The organism is Microbacterium sp. NPDC089698, assembly GCF_044749045.1.
GTDB lineage: Bacteria > Actinomycetota > Actinomycetes > Actinomycetales > Microbacteriaceae > Microbacterium.
In genome coordinates this window covers 701348-720864 of the sequence record NZ_JBIVHE010000001.1, presented here as the reverse complement: position 1 = coordinate 720864, position 19517 = coordinate 701348, and the positions used below count along the sequence as shown (strand labels likewise).

Genomic DNA, 19517 nt, shown 5'->3' with positions numbered 1-19517 from the left:
ATCGCACGGGAGCGAGAGCGACCGGACACGGACGAAAGGGAACGACATGCTCGAAGGAATCGACCCGCTGCTGACGGGTGAGCTGCTGCTGCACCTCGACCGGATGGGGCACTCGGACGCGGTCGTCGTGGCCGATGCGCACTTCCCGGCGTGGGCGCTCGGCGCGCGCATCGTCGATCTGCCCGGCACGACGACACCCGCCGTGGTCGCGGCCATCCGCTCGGTGCTGCCCCTCGACGACGCCCCCGGCATGGACCTCATGGAGTCGGCCGACGCGACCGTGCTGGATGTGCAGCGCGAACTCATGGCCGCCGCCGGCACCGACGAGGAGACCACGCGCTTCGTGGAGCGCTTCGCGTACTACGACGTCGCGAAGGGCGCCTACCTGATGGTGCGCACCGGAGAGACCCGCAAATACGGCAACGCGCTGCTGCGCAAGGGCGTCGTCGGGCACCCATCCGCCTGAGCGGCACCCACCCGAGGATCGAGAAGAGGCAGAGATGCGACAGCAGTGGTTCGACGAGGCCCGATTCGGGATGTTCGTGCACTTCGGCCTGTACAGCGGGGCCGCCCGGCACGAGTGGGTGCAGAACTACGAGCGCCTGACGGCCGAGGAGTACCGGGCCTACTTCGACCACTTCGACCCCGACCTCTTCGACGCGGCCGCGCTCGCGCGCCGTGCGAAGGCGACGGGGATGGGCTACGTCGTACTCACCACGAAGCACCACGACGGGTTCTGCCTCTGGGGCTCGGCCCTCACCGACTACACCTCCGTCACGGCGTGCGGGCGGGATCTCGTCCGCGAGTACGTCGACGCGCTCCGCGCCGAGGGACTGCGCGTGGGTCTCTACCACTCGCTCATCGACTGGCACCACCCGGACTTCACGGTCGACGCCAACCACCCGCGCCGCGATGACGCGATCGAGCAGGAGCGCAACAGCGAGCGGGACATGGACCGCTACCGCGCGTACCTGCACGGCCAGGTGCGCGAGCTGCTCACGCAGTACGGCGACATCGACTACCTGTTCTTCGACTTCACCTACCCCGAGGCCCAGGGCGGCTGGGCCGGCAAGGGTCCGGAGGACTGGGACGCCGACGCGCTCCTCGCCCTCTGCCGCGAGCTGCAGCCGCAGATGCTCGTGAACGACCGGCTCGGGATCCCCGCCGACTTCGTGACGCCGGAGCAGTACCAGCCGACCGCGCCCATCGTCGTGGACGGCGTCCCTCAGGTGTGGGAGGCGTGCCAGACGATCAACGGATCCTGGGGCTACCACCGCGACAACCACGACCAGAAGTCGGCCGTGCTGCTCGCGCAGATGCTCGCGGACTCCGTGTCGATGGACGGCAACATGCTGCTCAACATCGGACCCGACGGCCGGGGGAGCGTCGCTCCCCGGGACGAGGCCGTGCTCGCCGAGCTGGGCGAATGGATGCGGCTGCACCGCGACGCGATCATCGGCGCAGGGCACGCCCCCTTCGCTGCTCCCCGCGAAGGCGTCTACACCCGACGAGGCGACCGCCTCTACCTGCACCTGTTCTCCTGGCCGCTCGGTTACGTGCACCTCGAGGGGCTCGCGGACCGGGTCACCTACGCGCGGCTGCTGAACGACGGATCCTGGCTCAAGACCTCGGTGACGGATCCGGACCAGGAGGCCACGCTCATGACCCCGGCGGGGGAGTCCGAGGGCACGCTCACCGTGCACCTGCCCGTGCGGCGCCCCGACGTGCTGATCCCGGTCATCGAGTTGACGCTCGCTCCCGGCGCCTGACCCGCTCTTCCGACGTCGCGCCTCAGGCGACGGGGTCGACGAGCTCCATCGCCAGGCGGGCGGCGCCGTAGAGCGCCGCATCCGGACCGGTCCGCGCGGACTCGATCCGCAGCGTCTGCGTCGCGAGCGGATGGCATGCCTCGTACACGCGGCTGCGCACGGCGGCGAGGAAGGGCTCGCTCGCGCTCATGCTCCCCGTCAGGAACACGGCGTGCGGGTTGAAGAAGTTGACGACGCCGGAGAGCACCTGACCGAGGTGCGTGCCGGCCGTGCGCACCAGCGTGGTCGCGATCGGATCGCCGTTGCGCGCCAGTTCCAGCACCTCCGCGGCGCCGGTGACAGCGACGCCGCGCTCGCGCATCTGGCGGACGAGTCCCGCGCCGCTCGCGATCGTCTCCAGGCAGCCGTGGTTGCCGCAGGAGCAGGGGATGTCCGCGGCCTCCGCGACGCGCGTGTGCGTGATGTCCCCGGCCGCGGCGGTGGCTCCGCGATGCACCGAGCCCGCCACGATGATGCCGCTGCCGATCGCGGTCCCCGCCTTGACCGTGATGCTGTGCTGGTCACGCGTGAGGCTGCGGTGGTGCTCGCCGAGGGCCATGAGGTTCGCGTCGTTGTCGACCACGGTCGGCACGCCGAAGCGCTCCGTCAGCGCCTCTCCGACGCGGAATCCGGGCCAGCCCGGCATCCGGGAGGGCTGGTCGACGCTGCCGGTCTCGAAGTTGACGGGTCCGGGGAGTGCGATGCCCACCGCTCGGATGTCTGCGCGGTCGGCGAGCTCGCGCAGACCGGCCTCGACGAGCGTGAGCGTCGCCTCCGGCCCGTCCGCGATCGTGATCGGGATCGTCGCCGTCCGGTCGAGGTGGCCGCCCAGATCCAGCAGCCCGAGCCGGGCGTGCTCGCCGCCGAGCTCCGCGGCCAGCACGCGGTGCGGCGTGCCGCCGAGCGAGAGGCGACGGGCGCGCCTCCCGCCGGAGGACTGCGCCTGGCCGTTCTCCCGCAGGATTCCGGCGTCGACGAGCTCCTGCACGCGCAGGGAGACGGTGGACGGGGCGATGCCGAGCAGGCGCGCGAGATCCGAGCGGGACAGCGCTTCACCGCGCGTCACCAGCTCGACGATCTGCCGGGCGTGGTCACCCGATGCCGGAGGCTCCCGGCGATCGGAGGAGCGGTCTGCCGAACGTTCCATGACACTTCCTTCGAGGTCGAATGAAGATCACTCTAGTGGTCACGTTGTTCCGCGTCGGGATTCATCACGGAATTCTCACGATCCACGCCAGACATCCGATGTTCGGCTGGAGTTTCCCGCGCGCCTCTGACAGGATGAGGGCATAACCCCGAATTACTTCGTTCGATCTCGAATGAAGCATGGATCTGTTCGTGCCTGAGGAGGCATTTCAATGAAGAAGACTCACCTCGTCCCCGTGGCGGCGTTCACGGTGGGCGCCGCGCTCGTGCTGACCGGTTGCGGCGGCTCGAGCAGCAGCGCCGGCGCCGACGACAAGACCGTCGTGGTGGACATGTGGGCGGGATCCGCCGATGACACCAAGGCCCTCCAGGCCCAGATCGACGTCGCCAAGAAGCAGAACCCCGACCTGAAGATCGAGCTGCGCACCGCGCCGTGGAACGACTTCTTCACCAAGCTGACCACGAACATGGCCTCGGGCAACATGGCGTGCGTCACCGGCATGAACAGCGGCATGCTGTCCGGCTACACCTCCGGCTTCCAGAAGCTCACCGCGGACGATCTGAAGACCGCGGGCCTCAAGGAGGGCGACTTCGCCTCCGGCACCACCGAGATCCTGAAGAACAAGGGCGACCTCTACGGCCTGCCCTTCGACACCGCCACGATGCTCGTCTACTACAACGCCGACCAGCTCAAGGCCGCCGGCGTCGCCGACCCGAAGCCGGGCTGGACCTTCGACGACTTCGAGAAGACCGCCAAGGCGGCCACCCGTGACGGCAAGCAGGGCTTCGCCGTCGGCATGGGCGACTTCCAGTGGCAGGCGCTGCCGATCGCGAAGGCGGGCGTGCAGCCTGCCACGCAGGACGGCAAGCTGCAGCTCACGGACAAGAAGTTCCAGGACGCCGCGACCTGGTACGCCGGTCTCGTCACCGACCAGAAGGTCGCCCTTCCCGTCGCCAGCGCCTCCGACGGCGGCTGGGGCGAGGACCAGTACTCCAACGGCAACGCCGCGATGGCGGTCGACGGCACCTGGAACGCGGTCAGCTACCTGAAGAACCAGGCCGGCTTCACCGCGGGCATGGCGCCGCTGCCGGGCGAGGGCAAGGACTCCCTGAGTCTCATCCTCGGCTCGGGCTACGGCATCTCCAAGACCTGCAAGAACAAGGACGCCGCGCTCAAGGTGCTCGGATCCCTGCTCAGCAAGGACTCGCAGGACTACATCGCCTCCTCCGGCCGCAGCTACCCGGCGCGCACCGAGAGCCAGCCGCTGTACTTCGAGTCGATCGACGCCAAGTACCGCGCGCAGGTCGAGGAGGTCTTCAAGGCCGCGTTCGCGAACGTGCAGGGTCAGTACGTGACCGACAACTGGTCCAAGGTCGGCACCTTCATCCAGCCGCAGCTGGTGAGCGTCTACAACGGCCAGACCCCCATGGCCGACGTGCTCAAGAGCGCCCAGCAGCAGTTCGGCAAGTGATCCTCTCCCGGCCCGGCGGATCCGTCCGCCGGGCCGGGACACCATTCTGGAAGAAGGAGGAACGGTGACCATCGCCGCATCCCGCCGCGCGTCGCAGAGTCGACGCGGTGCTCCGCCCCGCCGCGGATCCCTCATGCGTGCGGAGGGCCGTCAGGCGCTCGGCTTCGCGAGCCCCGCCCTGATCGGCCTCGCCGTGTTCACCGTCGTGCCGGTCGTGCTCTCCATCGTGATGAGCTTCTACAACTGGCCCACGTTCGGCGACAAGACGTTCAACGGCGTGGACAACTACATCAAGCTCTTCACGTCGAGCCCGGACTTCTGGCCGGCGATGCGCAACACCGCCGTCTTCACGATCGTGTACGTGCCGCTGAGCATCGTCTGCTCCCTGATCCTCGCGATGTCCCTCGGCCCGCGGATCCGCGGCCGCGGCGCGCTGCGCGTGCTGTTCTTCATCCCCGTCGTCACCCCGATGGTCGCGAGCGTCCTGGTCTGGAAGATGATGCTGCAGCCGCAGGGCCTCTTCAATGGGATCGCTCAGGGCTGGTTCGGTCTCAAGCTGCCGAACTTCCTCGCCGACCCGTTCTGGGCCATGGCGATGGTCATCATCATGAGCGTCTGGCAGGGCCTCGGCTACAACATGCTGATCTTCTCCGCCGCGCTCGAGCAGCTGCCGGAGTCGGTCATCGAGGCGGCGCGGATCGACGGGGCCTCCGGATTCCGGATGCAGTGGAGCGTCGTCGTCCCGATGATCTCTCCGTCGATCTTCTTCGCGACGATCATGACCATGATCACGTCCTTGCAGGTGTTCGCGCAGCCGCAGCTGCTCACCGGAGGCGGCCCCGGCAATGCGACGCAGCCCCTGGTGCAGTTCATCTACAACCAGGGCTTCAAGTTCCAGGACCTCGGCATCGCCGCCGCCGGCGCGTGGATCCTGTTCGCGCTCATCATCATCATCACCGCGCTGCAGTTCGGGGCGCAGAAGAAGTGGGTGCACTATGAGCACTGATCTGCAGCAGGCAGCCATCGCCGAGTCGGTCGAGGTGGCGGCCGAGGACCGCGGCAAGCGCTCCAAGGCTCCGCTGTCCGCCGCAGAGCGGACGCGCCTCATCATCGCCCACGTCTTCGTCTACCTCGCGGCGCTCGTGTTCGTCTCGCCGCTGGTCTACTCGTTCTTCTCGGCCCTCAAGCCGAACAACGAGATGTTCTCGATGCCGCCGAAGCTGGTCGGATCCGAGGTGCGCTGGTCGAACTTCGCCGACGTGTTCGCGTACGGCCCGTTCCTCACCTACATCGGCAACTCGTTCTTCGTGGCGATCGCCGGAACCCTGGTCGTGCTGATCGTCTCGACGACCGCGGGCTACGCCTTCGGCCGGCTGCGCTGGCGGGGCAGGGACGCCGTGTTCGTGCTGTTCCTCGCGACCCTGATGGTCCCCGCCGAGGTGCTCGTCATCCCGATGTTCCAGGTCATGCAGTGGCTGAACTGGGTGGACACCTACCAGGCGCTGATCTTCCCGTTCGCGTTCACCGCGTTCGGCACCTTCCTCATGCGGCAGTTCTTCCGCGGGATCCCCTACGAGCTCGAGGAGGCGGCCCGCGTCGACGGCGCAGGCCCGCTGCGCTCGTTCCTGCAGATCATCCTGCCGCTCGCGAAGTCCGCGGTGGCGGTGCTCTCGGTGTTCACCTTCCTCTCGTTCTGGAACAGCTACCTGTGGCCGCTGATCGTGACCGTCGACTACAACGCGCACGGCACGCTCCCGGTGGGTCTCGCGACGTTCTCCGGTCTCACGGGCACCCGCTGGGACCTGCAGATGGCGGCGGCGATCATCTCGATGGTGCCGACCACGGTCCTCGTGATCGTGCTGCAGAAGCACCTGGTCAAGGGCATCGCGATGGCGGGGCTCGGCGGACGATGACGCAGGACGAAGGATCCGGTGCTGCGACGCACCGGCAGACGAGTGCGCCCGTGATCGCGGGCATCGACATCGGCGGGACGAAGATCTCCGCCGTGCTGGCCGACGAGGGCGGAGCGGTCCTGGCGAAGGGCGTCGTGCCCGCCCCGGCCGCGGAGGGCGGCCTCGCGATGGCCGATGCCGCCGCGGACCTCGTCCTCCGGCTGTGCGGTGCGCTCGACGCGTCGCTCGCCGGCGCGGGCGTCGGCGCGGCCGGCGTGATCGACCAGGAGCGCGGCGTCGTCGTCGCGGCCTCCGCCACGTTCACGGACTGGAGCGGGTTCCCGCTCGCCGACGAGCTCGAGGGACGCCTCGGCGCACCCGTGTGGGTCGAGAACGACGTGAACGCCTTCCTGCTCGGCGAGCTCCGCTGGGGCGCCGCCCGCGGCGAGAGCGACGTGCTCGGCATCATGCTCGGCACCGGCGTCGGCGGCGCGATCGCGCTCGACGGCGCGCTGCACCACGGCGTGCACGGCGCGGCGGGGGAGATCGGGCACACGCCCGGCTTCAGCGACCTGGTGTGCACGTGCGGGCAGACCGGACATCTGGAGACGCTCGCCTCCGGCACCTCGATCGCCCGCCGCTACCGCGCAGCCACCGGATCCGACGCCACCGCTCCGGAGATCGCGGATCGTGCGAGGGCGGGGGAGACGGCGGCGATCGACGTCTTCACGGACGCCGCGCGTGCGACCGCTCTCGCCGCCTCCGTCGCGTCCTCCCTGCTCGACCTCGGCATGGTCGTGATCGGCGGAGGGGTGCGCGAGGCCTGGGATCTGCTCGAGCCCGGCATCCTGGAGACGCTGCGCACCGACGCCCCGGTCTCCGGGTTCCCGCTGCGCATCGTGCCCGCCGAGATCTCGGCTGACGCGGTCGCCCGGGGAGCCGCGGCGCTCGCGTCCGCGCGACTCGCCGACTCCGTGCCCGCCACCGTCTGAACCGCCCGCTCTGCCTGAGAAGGAAACGAAAGCCGTCATGACAGCGCCCACCCCTGACTTCCGCCCCGAGGCCGACACGGTCTGGATGGGGCCGCTCGCCGCCGTCGAGGAAGGCGGGCTCGCCCGCCCCCGGATCGGCATCGCCGGGATCTCGATCGAGTCCAGCACGTTCTCGCCGCACATCTCCGGCGACGAGGCCTTCACGATCCGCGAGGGCGCCGACCTCCTCGGCTACTACCCGTTCCTCGACGAGGGCCGCGAGCTGCGCGAGGCCGCGGAGTGGGTCCCGATCCACCACGGCCGCTCGCTGCCCGGCGGCGCTGTCGCCCCCGCCACCTATCAGCGGATGAAGGAGGCGATCGTGCGCGGCATCCGCGCCGAGATCGCGGACGGGGGCCCGTTCGACGGGTTCTTCTTCGACATCCACGGTGCGATGAGCGTCGTCGGCATGCAGGACGCGGAGGGCGACCTCGCGGAGGCCGTGCGCGCCGAACTCGGCGAGGACGTGCTCGTCTCGACCTCGATGGACCTGCACGGCAACGTGTCGGAGGTGCTGCGCGACGCGCTGGATCTTCTCACGTGCTACCGGATGGCGCCGCACGAGGACTGGATGAACACCAAGGAGCGCGCGGTGTGGAACCTGCTGGCGCGCCTGCGCGGCCCGCACGGATCCGATCCGCTGCGCCGCCGCCCGTACAAGGCGTGGGTTCCCGTGCCCGTGCTGCTGCCGGGTGAGAAGACGAGCACCCGGCTGGAGCCGGCGCGCGGCATCTACGCGCAGGTGCCGGACGTCGAGGAGCTCGACGGGGTCGTGGATGCGGCGATCTGGGTCGGCTACGCCTGGGCCGACGAGCCGCGCAACATGGCGATCGTGATGGTGACCGGCGACGACCGCGCCGTCATCGCGCAGGAGGCGGAGCGCCTGGCCCGGCAGTACTGGGACGCGCGCGCCGACTTCGTGTTCGTCGGACCGACCGCCGCCCTCGGCGAGGCGCTCGACCGGGCACTCGCTCCGGAGGCCGCGCGTCCGTACGTGATCTCCGACTCCGGCGACAACCCCACCGCGGGCGGGGCCGGAGACGTCTCCTGGACGCTCGGCGAGCTGCTCGCGCGGCCCGAGCTCGCGGAACCCGGACGCGTCGTCGTGCACGCCTCCGTGTTCGACGCGGCGGCAGTGGCCCAGGCCGTGGCCGCCGGCGTCGGCGCGACCGTGGACCTCGAGGTCGGCGGGCGGGTGGATCCCGGACCGCGCGGACCCGTGGCGCTCTCCGGGGAGGTGTTCTCGATCACCGAGGGCGACCCCGACGCCGGAACCCAGGTCGTGATCCGCTCCGGCAGCGTGCACGCGATCGTCACCGAGCGCCGCAAGCCCTTCCACCACCTCGACGACTTCCGCATGCTGGGACTGGATCCCGAAGCCGCGGACGTCGTGATCGTCAAGATCGGCTACCTCGAGCCCGAGCTCTACGACCTCGCCGCCGACTGGACGCTCGCGCTCACCCCGGGCGGCGTGGACCAGGACCTCCTGCGCCTGGGGCACCACCGGCTCGCCCCCGGAGTCTTCCCGTTCGACACCGACGGCGTGCCGGCGCTCACCGCGCACGTGAGCCGCCGTGGAGAGGAGCTGTCCGCATGATGAACTTCGAGAAGCGCACCGGACCCGACTTCGGATCCGCCGCCCCCGCATACCCGGCCGCCGGAGTGCCGGACTGGTACCGCGACGCCAAGCTCGGCTTCTTCGTGCACTGGGGTCTCTACTCGGTGCCCGCCTGGGCCGTGCAGCACGGCGAGGGCGTGAACATCCCGACCGAGGACGCCTACGCCTGGCACCAGTACGCGGAGTGGTACGGCAACACCGTGCGGATCACGGGCAGCCCGACCTGGCAGCGGCACCAGGAGCTCTTCGGCCCCGGCACGTCCTACGAGGACCTCGCCGACCTCTGGGACGCGTCGTCCTTCGACGCCGATGCCTTCGTCGGGGAGCTCGTCGACGCCGGCGCGCGCTACGTCATCCCGACGACCAAGCACCACGAGGGCTTCTGCCTGTGGGGCACGGGCACGACCGGCTTCAACGCGGTGGCCCGCGGACCCCGGCGCGACCTGATCGCGGAGCTCCACGACGCCACGCGCCGTGCCGGCGCCCGGTTCGGCGTGTACTTCTCCGGCGCGCTGGACTGGCACGCGAGCGATTTCCCGGCGATCGAGTCGGACACCGACCTGTTCCGCTACCGCCGCAACGACGAGCACTTCTCGCGCTACGCCGCCGCGCAGCTCGACGAACTCGTCGAGCGGTTCTCGCCCGACGTGCTCTGGAACGACATCGAATGGCCCGACGGTGGCAAGGGCGACGACGAGTTCGCGGTCGCCGCGCTCCTGCGCCGCTACTTCGATCGGGTGCCGAACGGCGTCGTGAACGACCGCTGGGGCGTGCCGTACCACGGCTTCCTGACGCGCGAGTACACGCACATCCCGGGGATCCTGGATGCTCCGTGGGAGTCCACGCGCGGCCTCGGCTACTCGTTCGGATACAACCAGGCGGAGGACGAGCGCCAGACGCTGTCCGGGCCTGACCTGATCCGGATGCTCGTCGACGTCGTCTCCAAGAACGGGAACCTGCTGATCAACGTCGGCCCCGACGCGGCGGGACGGATCCCCGAGCTGCAGCGACGGACCATGCGCGATCTCGGCGCCTGGATGCGCCTGAACGGGGACGCGATCCACGGCACGCGCCCCTGGGTGCGCTTCGGCGAAGAGGTCGGCGAGCCGCGCCGCTACACGCGGTCGGCCGCCGGCGTGCACGTGCACGCGCTCGACCCGAGCGCGGGGGAGGTCCGTCTTCCGGCCGAGCTGACCGTCGGCGCGGCGCGCTGGGCGGACGGTTCCGCCGCGGAGTCGGAGACGTCCTCCGACGGCACGCGGATCGTGCGCATCCCCGCAGGGCTGCGCACCGAACCCGTCGCGACCCTCACCGTCGCACTGTGACCCGCATCGCACTCGAGATCGCCGTCGACGGGCCGGCCGGAGCGCGGACCGCGTTCGAGGGCGGCGCGGATCGCGTCGAGCTCTGCCAGGCGCTCGCGGCGACCGGCGGTCTCACGCCCTCCGGCGCGACGGTCGACGCCGTGCTCGCCGTCGCCGGCGATCCGGAGCGCGTCGCCGTGCTCGTCCGACCGCGCGTGGGCGGATTCGTCTACAGTGCCGAGGAGATCGACCTCGTGGCCGCCGACGTCGCCGACCTCGTGCGGCGCGGTGCGGGCGCGGTCGTGGTCGGTGCGCTGACCGCGGACGGCGCCGTCGACCTCCGCGCCCTCGAGCGCTGGAGGGATGCCGCGGCCGGCGCGGATCTCGTCTTCCACCGGGCGATCGACACCGTGCCGGATCCGGCCGCCCTCGTCGACGACCTCGTGGACAGCGGGGTGCGGCGCGTGCTGACGAGCGGAGGCGCCGCGCGCAGCATCGACGGTGCCGCGGCTCTGAGCGCTCTCGTCGCTGCCGCGGCGGGACGACTGCAGATCATGGCCGGAGGAGGGGTGCGCGTCGAGGACATCCCCGCGCTGACCGCGTGCGGTGTCGACGCGATCCACCTCTCGGCGCGGCGCCCCTCGGGCGATGCCGCGCCCAGCGGCCCGGGCGGCGGGAGCAGCGGCTTCGACGTGACCGACGGCGACATCGTGCGCCGTGCGGACGCCGCGGTGCGCGGCCGGAGCTGACCCGAGGCAGAACGAACGAGCGCGACGTCCTGAGGGGGACGTCGCGCTCGTCTGTTCGCGGTTCCCCGCGAAATCAGGCTCAGGGGGTGCTGGTCGGCGCGGGCGTCGAGCCCGACGACGAGGCGTCCGGCACCGTGATCGGCGCGTCCGACGCGTTCGCCCACACCGGCGCGGGCAGGGCCGTGTCGGTCTTGCCGTCGCGGATGGCACGCAGGGCGTCGGCGATGGCGGCGGAGTTCTCCGGCACGGCCAGACCGCACTTGCGGAGCTCCGACGCGAACTCGAGCGTCAGGCGGGTCTTGCCGGCCTCGACCGCCTGAGCGGTCGTGCCGGTGCGCTTGTCGCTGCCGGTCTGGATCGCCGACACCTGCTCGCACACGTGGTAGACGGTCCCGCCGTCGACCCAGACGACCTGGTCCTTGCCGAGCAGCTGGATCACGGTGGACTGGTCGGCCGTGTACTGCTCGACGGACGGCGGCGTGAAGTCGATCCCGAGCACGACCGCGAGGGCCGCGAGCGCGATGCCCACGATGCCGGCGATCGTCTTCTGGCCCTTGTCCATGTCCTTGTTCAGGAACACCATGATGATGAGCGGCACGAAGGCGATGATCGCGATGATCGCGCCCAGCTGGTTCTGCACGAAGAACCGCACCGTGTCGGAACGGCGGGCCGGATCCAGGCGGTTCGCCTTCTTCCAGAGGAAGGATCCGGTGATCGACAGCGCCGCGATCACGACGAAGAGGACGATGAGGGTGATGAACGCCCACTGCGGGAAGGTCGCTGTCGCGCCCTGCTGCTCGAGGAGTCCCGTGTCGGGGTTGCGGACGAACCGGCCGTCGCCGCCGGTGACCTGGCGCTGCCGCAGCAGCCAGAAGATGCCGACGGCCTCGGCCGCGATCGCGACGACCCAGAGCACCACGGCGATCCAGCGGAACCGGGTCGCCTTCGCCTTGGCCTCGGGAGTGGGGGTCCAGCCGGCGGGAGGATCCGCCGGCGCGTCGGTGGAGGCGGCGGCGTTCGCCGACGCGGGTGCGGGCTTGCTCGCCGCGCGGGCGGGCTTCTTGCTGCTGTTCTCGGGCACGGTGGTCCTTTCCGCCTGGTGCTGGACCCGAGCCTAGCGGCGAGGGCCCGCGGATCCGGGGATATCGGTCGCTACGCTGGACGCATGACGACCGATCCGGACGACGCGCTGCGCTGGGAGGGCGACGAGCCCGATGCGCCCGACGCCGCCGCGAAGAACGCGCCTCCCGCCGCGCCGCAGGCTCCGGCGCCCGCCCCAGCTCCTTCCGAGACGGAGCGGACCGCGGAGAGCGCATCCGCGACGGGGGAGGCGGCGAAGGCCGGAACGGCTTCCGTCGACGCCCAGGACGAGGACGAGGCGCCCGCGATCGGCAATGCCGCGCTGGTGTTCTACGGGATCATCGGCGGCGTGTACCTGCTCTTCGCCGTGGGCTGGATCGTGGGCGGTTTCCGGCTGCGCCCGCGCGCGTCCCTCCTCCTCGGCGACTGGACGTATTTCCCCTGGATGTGGCTCGCCGCCCTCGCCCCGATCCTGTGGTTCGTCGCGGCCTGGGTGCTCACCCGCGGCCGTGCGACCTGGATCCGCGTCGTGGCGCTGATCGCCGGCGCCGCGCTGCTGGTGCCGTGGCCCTTCGTGATGTTCGGGACGGTGGGAGCATGAGCGCCGAGTCGATGACGACCGCACCGCAGGCGGATCCGCGGCGTCCCCGCTGGCTCTTCTACACGCTGCTGGGCGTGTTCGGCCTGCTCTATGCCTTCGCGATCTGGAACGCGATCGCCTACACGATCCCGCTCGCGGGGCTTGCGATCGGGGCGACGACGTGGGTGGCGCTGATCCTGGCGATCATCCTCCCCGCCGTCATCTACGTGGTCGCGATCGCCGTGACGCGTCGGCGCCGGCTCGGCACGGTCGCGCTGGTCCTCCTCGCGGGCCTGGGGCTCGTGGCAGTGTTCTGGCTCGACGTGGTCGGCTACACGCTCTCCGGCGCGCACTGACGGCGTCGGGTCGCGCACCGTCACACGGTTCGGGAGGCCCTGCCGTCTCGGGTAGAGTGTGGGCACAATCGCGCCCCGACGGTGCGGCGCATCGGCCCCCTCCCTCCTGTCCCGAAGGATCTCTGTGCCTGAGAACGCCGTGAACACGTCCGCCCGCAAGCCCGTCGTCCTGCTCGCCGAGACGCTGTCTCCGGCCACGGTCGACGCGCTCGGCCCCGACTTCGACGTCCGCTCGGTGGACGGCACCGACCGGGACGCGCTGTTCGCGGCTCTCGCCGACGCCGACGCCGTGCTGATCCGCTCGGCCACGAAGATCGACGCCGAGGCACTCTCGCACGCCCCCGTGCTGAAGGTCGTCGCCCGCGCGGGCGTCGGCCTGGACAACGTCGACATCAAGGCCGCGACGGCCGCCGGCGTCATGGTCGTGAACGCGCCGACGTCGAACATCGTCTCGGCCGCCGAGCTCACGGTCGGCCACATCCTCAGCCTCGCCCGCCGCATCCCGGCCGCACACGCGTCGCTGTCGGCGGGGGCGTGGAAGCGCAGCTCCTACACCGGCGCGGAACTCTTCGAGAAGACCGTCGGCATCGTCGGCCTCGGCCGGATCGGCGCACTCGTCGCCGCCCGCCTCGCGGCCTTCGACATGCGCGTGGTCGCCTACGACCCCTACGTCACCAGCGCCCGTGCCCAGCAGCTCGGCGTGCAGCTGCTGAGTCTCGAGGATCTGGTCGCGGAGAGCGACTTCCTCACGATCCACATGCCGAAGACGCCCGAGACCACGGGCATGATCGGCGCGGAGCAGTTCCGTGCGATGAAGAAGACGGCCTACGTCGTCAACGTGGCCCGCGGCGGCCTCATCGACGAGGAGGCGCTGCTCGTCGCCCTGCAGAACGGCGAGATCGCGGGCGCCGGGCTGGACGTCTTCACGTCCGAGCCGCCCGTCGAGGGCAGCGCCGCGCATGCGCTCACCGCGCAGCCGAACGTCGTGGTCACCCCGCACCTCGGTGCGTCGACCGACGAGGCGCAGGAGAAGGCCGGCGTCTCCGTCGCGCGCTCGGTGCGCCTCGCGCTCGGCGGCGACCTGGTCCCGGACGCCGTCAACGTCGCCGGCGGCGTCATCGACCCGTACGTGCGCCCCGGCATCCCCCTCACCGAGAAGCTCGGCCAGATCCTCTCCGGCCTCGCGCACTCGCCGCTCACGAGCCTCGATGTCGAGGTGCACGGCGAGCTCAACGGCTACGACGTCGGCGTGCTGCGCCTCGCCGCGCTCAAGGGCGTGTTCACCCCGATCGTGAGCGAGACCGTGTCGTATGTGAACGCGCCGCTGCTCGCCGAGCAGCGCGGCGTCGCCGTGCGGCTCGTGCAGGACGACGTCAGCGAGGAGTACCGCAACGTCATCACGCTGCGCGGAGCGCTCGCCGACGGCAGCCAGGTCTCCGTGTCCGGCACCCTGACCGGCCCGAAGCAGATCGAGAAGCTCGTCGCGATCAACGGCCACGCGGTCGAGCTGCCGATCGAGAAGCACCACGTCGTCATGCTCTACACCGACCGCCCCGGCATCGTCGCGGTCTACGGCCAGCGCTTCGGCGACGCGGGCATCAACATCGCCGGCATGCAGATCGCCCGTGAGACCGCGGGCGGCCAGGCCCTCTCGGTGCTGACGCTCGACTCGCCGATCCCCGACACCCTCCTCGACGAGGTGCGCGAGGCGATCGACGCCGACCTGTTCCGTCAGATCGAGCTCGTCGAGGCCTGATCGGCCGGCTCGAGACCCCTCGGAGTCGTCGAACGACGCGAGACGAAACGCGGTGCCCTTGCGAGGGTGCCGCGTTTCGTCTCGGTCGCCTCCGGCGTCCTCGCTCAACGACCTGGAAGGTCAATGGGGGAGAGGTCAGGGCGCGACGGAGCGGAGCACCAGGGCGACCAGCGCGTCGAGGTCGGCCCCGGCGGGGACCACGGCGTCCTCCTCGTCCAGGGGGCCGTGCGAGTCCAGCGCGTTGTTGAAGAACAGGCCGTCGCTCAGCAGCATCACGAGGTCGAGCGCCGCCTGGTCGCGCACATGCGGGCGGATCGCTTCCGCCGATTCCTCGCGCATGCGGTGCAGCGCCTCGGTCGCGGCTCTGCTGCCGCTCTGCGCGAGGCAGGACGCGGCGACGATCGCGCGGTCGAGGGCGTCATCCATCATGACCGAGGTGCGCAGGTAGTACTCGACCGGTCCCTCGGAGGCGGACCGGATCCGCGCGATGTCCTCGGTCGCGAGCGCGTCGAGCCGTGCGATCATCGCCGCCGCGAGCTCGTCCTTCGACGCGAAGTGGTAGAGCAGCCCGCCCTTGGAGACGCCGGCGGCCCGTGCGACGGCATCGAGGGTCGCGGTGCGCTCGCCGCCGGAGATGAGCAGCGCCTCGTAGGCGTCGAGAACGCGCTCACGGGCATGCGGAGGTCTGGCCATGTCTGTTACTATACCATCCGGACGGTTTAGTAACCCCGTCCTCCCACGATGGAACCGAGAGGTGCAACATGTCCGCAACAGCGTCGATCTCCCTGCCGGGGACCGAAGATGGCCCCCGCGTCGGTGCGCGCGGCTGGGCGGCGCTGGTCGTGCTCATGCTGCCGGTGCTGCTCGTCTCCGTCGACAACACCGTGCTGTCCTTCGCCCTGCCCGAGATCTCCACGGCCTTGAGCCCCAGCGGCGTCGAGCAGCTGTGGATCATCGACGTCTACCCGCTCGTGCTCGCCGGCCTGCTGGTGACGATGGGCACGCTCGGCGACCGGTTCGGCCGGCGAAAGATGCTGCTGATCGGCGCCACCGGCTTCGCGCTCGTCTCCGCGCTCGCCGCTTTCGCCCCGACCGCGGCGCTGCTGATCGCGGCCCGCGCCCTGCTCGGCTTCTTCGGCGCGATGCTCATGCCTTCCACGCTCTCGCTGCTGCGCTCGGTGTTCCAGAACCGCGAACAGCGACGGCTCGCGATCGCCGTGTGGGCCGCGGCCTTCTCCGCCGGATCCGCCCTCGGGCCGATCGTCGGCGGAGTGCTGCTCGAGCACTTCGCGTGGGGATCCGTGTTCCTCGTCGCCGTGCCGGTGCTCATCCCGCTGCTGATCCTCGCGCCGATCCTGGTGCCGGAGAGCCGCGACCCGAACCCGGGCCGGATCGATCCGATCAGCATCCTCCTGTCGATGGCGACCATGGTCCCCGTGGTCTACGCGATCAAGGAGTTCGCGGTCGACGGCATCACCCCGCTCGTCGTGATCCTGTTCGTCGTCGGCGTGGGCATGGGCGTGCTGTTCGTGCGCCGGCAGCTGCGCGCGGAGATCCCGATGCTCGACATGGCGCTCTTCCGCCGCGGGATGTTCAGCGGAGCGATCCTGGTCAACCTGCTGAGCGTCGTCGCCCTCGTCGGCTTCCTGTACTATGTGTCGCAGCATCTGCAGCTCGTGCTCGGGCTCAAGCCCGTCGAGGCGGGTCTCGCGCTCATCCCCGGCATGGCCGTGATGATCGTCTCCGGTCTCGTCGTCGTCCCGATCGCGCGTCGCGTGCGCCCCGAGATCCTGGTGCCCTCGGCGCTGGTGTTCTCGCTCGCCGGCTATCTCGTCGTGGCCTTCACGACGCACGCGCACGGGGTCGCGCCGCTGATCGTCGCGTTCGTGCTCCTCGGCATCGGGATCGGCGCCGCGGAGACGGTCTCGAACGAGCTGATCCTCGCGGCGGCTCCGCCGGAGAAGGCCGGCGCCGCCAGCGCCGTGTCCGAGACGGCATACGAGCTCGGCGCGGTGCTCGGCACCACGATCCTGGGCGGCATCATCACGGCGTTCTACCGCACCTCGCTCGTGGTCCCGGAGGGCGTGCCGGAGGCGCTGGCCGAACGCGCCAAGGAGACGCTCGCCGGAGCCTTCTCCGTGGCGGAGCAGCTCCCGGCCGCGCTCGGACAGGCGCTGCAGCAGGCCGCGGCCGATGCGTTCGGCACCGGCGTCATGGTGACCTCGCTCATCGGCGGCTTCCTCGTGGTCTGCGCGGCCACGATCGCCGCGCTGACTCTCGGCCGTCGCCTCGGCCGCTGATCCCAGTTCCGAGTCGTCCCCCTCAGCGCACCCCCTGGGCGCCGCTGAGGGGGACGACTCGGTTGTGACATGCGCGCGGGGAGGGGCGTCGGCGCCCGATAGCCTGGGATCCTCCACCCGCAACGAATCGCAAGGAGCGCCCGTGTCGGAATCGTCGTCCCGTGTCGTGAAGCTGGCTGTCATCCCGGGTGACGGCATCGGTCCCGAGGTCGTCGCCGAAGCGGAGAAGGTGCTCGACGCCGTCACCGCCTCGAGCCCCGTGACGTTCGAGAAGACGCGCTTCTCGCTCGGCGCCGCACGATTCCTCGAGACGGGCGACACCCTGACCGACGAGGATCTCGACGCGATCCGCGCGCACGACGCGATCCTGTTGGGCGCGGTCGGCGGTCAGCCGGGGGATCTGCGTCTCAAGGACGCCAACATCGAGCGCGGCCTGCTGCTCAAGCTCCGCTTCGAGCTGGACCACTACGTGAACCTGCGCCCCTCCCGGCTCTACCCCGGCGCCTCCGGCCCGCTGGCGGACCCGGGCGAGATCGACTTCGTCGTCGTCCGCGAGGGCACGGAGGGCCCTTATGTCGGCAACGGCGGCGCCATCCGCAAGGGCACGCCGCACGAGGTCGCGAACGAGACCAGCGTCAACACGGCTTTCGGCGTCGAGCGCGTCGTCCGCTACGCCTTCGCGCTCGCCGAGAAGCGCCGCAAGAAGCTCACGCTCGTGCACAAGACCAACGTGCTGGTGCACGCCGGTGCGATCTGGAAGCGCGTCGTCGACGAGGTGGCGCTCGAGCACCCCGACGTGGCCGTAGACTACCTGCACGTCGACGCGGCCACGATCTTCCTGGTCACCCACCCTTCGCGCTTCGACGTGATCGTCACCGACAACCTCTTCGGGGACATCCTCACGGATCTGGCCGGCGCCGTCACCGGTGGCATCGGCCTCGCCGCCTCGGGCAACATCAACCCCGATGGCGCGTTCCCGTCGATGTTCGAGCCGGTGCACGGCTCGGCACCCGACATCGCGGGTCAGCAGAAGGCCGACCCCACCGCGGCGATCCTCTCGGTCGCGCTGCTCCTGGACCACCTGGGGCTGAGCGACGAGGCCGCGCGCGTGCACCGCGCGGTCGAGGAGGACATCGCAGCGCGGGACGGCGCCCGCACCACCGAACAGACCGGCGCGGCGATCATCGCCCGACTCCAGGCGTAATCTGAAGTCAGCGCACGACGCCGCACCCCTCGACCTGTCAGGACGCACTCATGACCATCGAACTCCCTCTTCAGGCCCCGTCACCCGCCGGACTCATCTGGCGCGTCACCCGCAACGAGGACGCGCGCTCGGACGCCGACCGCGAGGAGATCCTCGCCGCGCCCGGCTTCGGGCAGCACTTCACCGACCACATGGTCGACCTGTGCTGGTCGGACAAGGGCGGCTGGCACCGCCCCCGCGTCTCGCCGTACGGGCCCATCGAGCTCGACCCCGCGGCCGCCGTGCTGCACTACTCGCAGGAGATCTTCGAGGGCCTCAAGGCCTACCGCCACGCGGACGGATCCGTCTGGACCTTCCGCCCCGACCGCAACGCCGCCCGGCTGCAGCGCTCCGCGCGACGCCTGGCGCTGCCCGAGCTGCCGACCGAGCTGTTCATCGAGTCGCTCAAGCAGCTCGTCGCCGTCGACTCGTCGTGGGTGCCCAGCAACCCCGAGGAGAGCCTGTACTTCCGCCCGTTCATGTTCGCGAAGGAGGCGTTCCTCGGCGTGCGCGCGGCCAAGAAGGTCGCCTACTACCTCATCGCGAGCCCGGCCGGGGCGTACTTCCCCGGCGGCGTGCAGCCGGTGAACATCTGGCTGTCCCGGGACTACGCCCGCGCCGGCCACGGCGGCACGGGCGCGGCGAAGACCGGCGGCAACTACGCCTCGAGCCTGCTCCCGCAGGAGGAGGCGTACAAGAAGGGCTGCCAGCAGGTCTTGTTCCTCGACGGGGAGTACATCGAGGAGCTCGGCGGCATGAACCTCGTGCTGGTCACGCGCGACAACAAGCTGATCACCCCGGCCAGCGACTCGATCCTCGAGGGCATCACGCTCGCCTCGATCCTGCAGCTTGCGAAGGACCGCGGGCTCGAGGTCGAGCAGCGCAAGCTCTCGATCCAGGAGTGGCGCGACGGCGCCGCGTCGGGTGAGATCGTGGGCGCGTTCGCGTGCGGCACGGCCGCCGTCGTCGTGCCGATCGGATCCCTCAAGGCCGACGACTTCGAGATCGTGCACTCCGGCCCGGCGTCGACCGAGCTCGCGATGTCGCTGCGCGAGGAGCTCACCGACATCCAGTACGGCCGTCGTGAGGACACCCGCGGCTGGCTCGTCCGCCTGGACGGCTGACCCTCCACGAAACCCGTCGCCTCTGACGCGGAGGCGGCGCATGAAGCGCGATCTCTGA

17 protein-coding genes and 1 pseudogene are annotated in these 19517 nt (G+C 70.6%); 15 read left to right on the top strand and 3 right to left on the bottom strand.

From position 1 onward, the window contains the following. Positions 1-46: 46 nt before the first annotated feature. Complete coding sequence (locus ACIPY5_RS03430; protein WP_400966700.1) at positions 47-466, top strand: RbsD/FucU family protein; 420 nt, start codon at positions 47-49, stop codon at positions 464-466. 7 nt (positions 467-473) lie between these two features. Next, positions 474-1769: pseudogene (locus ACIPY5_RS03425) on the top strand (alpha-L-fucosidase); the annotation flags it as partial. 22 nt (positions 1770-1791) lie between these two features. On the opposite strand, the gene ACIPY5_RS03420 reads toward ACIPY5_RS03425, so the two are convergent. Next, positions 1792-2955: an ROK family protein gene (locus tag ACIPY5_RS03420; RefSeq protein WP_400966697.1), complete on the bottom strand. Its 1164-nt coding sequence runs from the start codon at positions 2953-2955 to the stop codon at positions 1792-1794. 211 nt (positions 2956-3166) lie between these two features. On the opposite strand from ACIPY5_RS03420, the gene ACIPY5_RS03415 reads away from it, so the two are divergent. The 7 genes from ACIPY5_RS03415 to ACIPY5_RS03385 all read left to right on the top strand — a co-directional run bounded on the left by ACIPY5_RS03415 (position 3167) and on the right by ACIPY5_RS03385 (position 11020). Next, complete coding sequence (locus ACIPY5_RS03415; protein WP_400966694.1) at positions 3167-4426, top strand: ABC transporter substrate-binding protein; 1260 nt, start codon at positions 3167-3169, stop codon at positions 4424-4426. A gap of 64 nt (positions 4427-4490) precedes the next feature. Then, on the top strand, positions 4491-5432 hold the full coding sequence (locus tag ACIPY5_RS03410; protein WP_309339534.1) for a sugar ABC transporter permease: 942 nt from the start codon (positions 4491-4493) through the stop codon (positions 5430-5432). After that, positions 5422-6339 carry a carbohydrate ABC transporter permease gene (locus tag ACIPY5_RS03405; RefSeq protein WP_400966690.1) on the top strand — a complete coding sequence of 306 codons (918 nt, stop codon included), beginning with the start codon at positions 5422-5424 and terminating at the stop codon, positions 6337-6339. The genes ACIPY5_RS03410 and ACIPY5_RS03405 overlap by 11 nt, the downstream gene beginning before the upstream one ends. Continuing rightward, entirely contained in the window at positions 6336-7310 is a 975-nt protein-coding gene (locus tag ACIPY5_RS03400) for an ROK family protein (protein ID WP_400966687.1), read from the top strand. The genes ACIPY5_RS03405 and ACIPY5_RS03400 overlap by 4 nt, the downstream gene beginning before the upstream one ends. A gap of 85 nt (positions 7311-7395) precedes the next feature. After that, the gene (locus tag ACIPY5_RS03395; protein WP_400968455.1) at positions 7396-8946 is read left to right on the top strand and encodes a M81 family metallopeptidase; all 1551 of its coding nucleotides are present in this window, start codon (positions 7396-7398) and stop codon (positions 8944-8946) included. Next, positions 8943-10292, top strand: a complete 1350-nt coding sequence (locus ACIPY5_RS03390; RefSeq protein ID WP_400966684.1) for an alpha-L-fucosidase — start codon at positions 8943-8945, stop codon at positions 10290-10292. Before ACIPY5_RS03395 ends, ACIPY5_RS03390 begins: the two co-directional genes overlap by 4 nt. Further along, positions 10289-11020, top strand: a complete 732-nt coding sequence (locus ACIPY5_RS03385; RefSeq protein WP_400966681.1) for a copper homeostasis protein CutC — start codon at positions 10289-10291, stop codon at positions 11018-11020. The genes ACIPY5_RS03390 and ACIPY5_RS03385 overlap by 4 nt, the downstream gene beginning before the upstream one ends. A gap of 79 nt (positions 11021-11099) precedes the next feature. On the opposite strand, the gene ACIPY5_RS03380 is transcribed toward ACIPY5_RS03385, so the two are convergent. Continuing rightward, complete coding sequence (locus ACIPY5_RS03380; protein WP_400966678.1) at positions 11100-12101, bottom strand: hypothetical protein; 1002 nt, start codon at positions 12099-12101, stop codon at positions 11100-11102. An 84-nt stretch (positions 12102-12185) separates the two neighbouring features. Between ACIPY5_RS03380 and ACIPY5_RS03375 the strand changes: the two genes are divergently transcribed. From ACIPY5_RS03375 to serA, 3 genes are all read left to right on the top strand, one after another. After that, positions 12186-12701, top strand: a complete 516-nt coding sequence (locus ACIPY5_RS03375; protein ID WP_400966675.1) for a hypothetical protein — start codon at positions 12186-12188, stop codon at positions 12699-12701. Continuing rightward, on the top strand, positions 12698-13036 hold the full coding sequence (locus ACIPY5_RS03370; RefSeq protein ID WP_309339544.1) for a hypothetical protein: 339 nt from the start codon (positions 12698-12700) through the stop codon (positions 13034-13036). Before ACIPY5_RS03375 ends, ACIPY5_RS03370 begins: the two co-directional genes overlap by 4 nt. A gap of 124 nt (positions 13037-13160) precedes the next feature. After that, positions 13161-14792, top strand: a complete 1632-nt coding sequence (gene serA, locus ACIPY5_RS03365; RefSeq protein WP_400966672.1) for a phosphoglycerate dehydrogenase — start codon at positions 13161-13163, stop codon at positions 14790-14792. Between the two features lie 135 nt (positions 14793-14927). Here the strand turns inward: serA and ACIPY5_RS03360 are convergent, their stop codons facing one another. Then, complete coding sequence (locus ACIPY5_RS03360; RefSeq protein WP_309339546.1) at positions 14928-15485, bottom strand: helix-turn-helix domain-containing protein; 558 nt, start codon at positions 15483-15485, stop codon at positions 14928-14930. Between the two features lie 68 nt (positions 15486-15553). Here ACIPY5_RS03360 and ACIPY5_RS03355 point away from each other — a divergent pair, with 68 nt between their 5' ends. The 3 genes from ACIPY5_RS03355 to ACIPY5_RS03345 all read left to right on the top strand — a co-directional run bounded on the left by ACIPY5_RS03355 (position 15554) and on the right by ACIPY5_RS03345 (position 19459). Then, positions 15554-17092, top strand: coding sequence for an MFS transporter (locus tag ACIPY5_RS03355; protein WP_400966668.1), 1539 nt, complete (start codon positions 15554-15556; stop codon positions 17090-17092). Positions 17093-17234: 142 nt separating this feature from the next. Continuing rightward, on the top strand, positions 17235-18296 hold the full coding sequence (locus tag ACIPY5_RS03350; protein WP_400966665.1) for a 3-isopropylmalate dehydrogenase: 1062 nt from the start codon (positions 17235-17237) through the stop codon (positions 18294-18296). Positions 18297-18346: 50 nt separating this feature from the next. Next, positions 18347-19459: a branched-chain amino acid aminotransferase gene (locus tag ACIPY5_RS03345; protein ID WP_309339550.1), complete on the top strand. Its 1113-nt coding sequence runs from the start codon at positions 18347-18349 to the stop codon at positions 19457-19459. Positions 19460-19517: the final 58 nt, after the last annotated feature.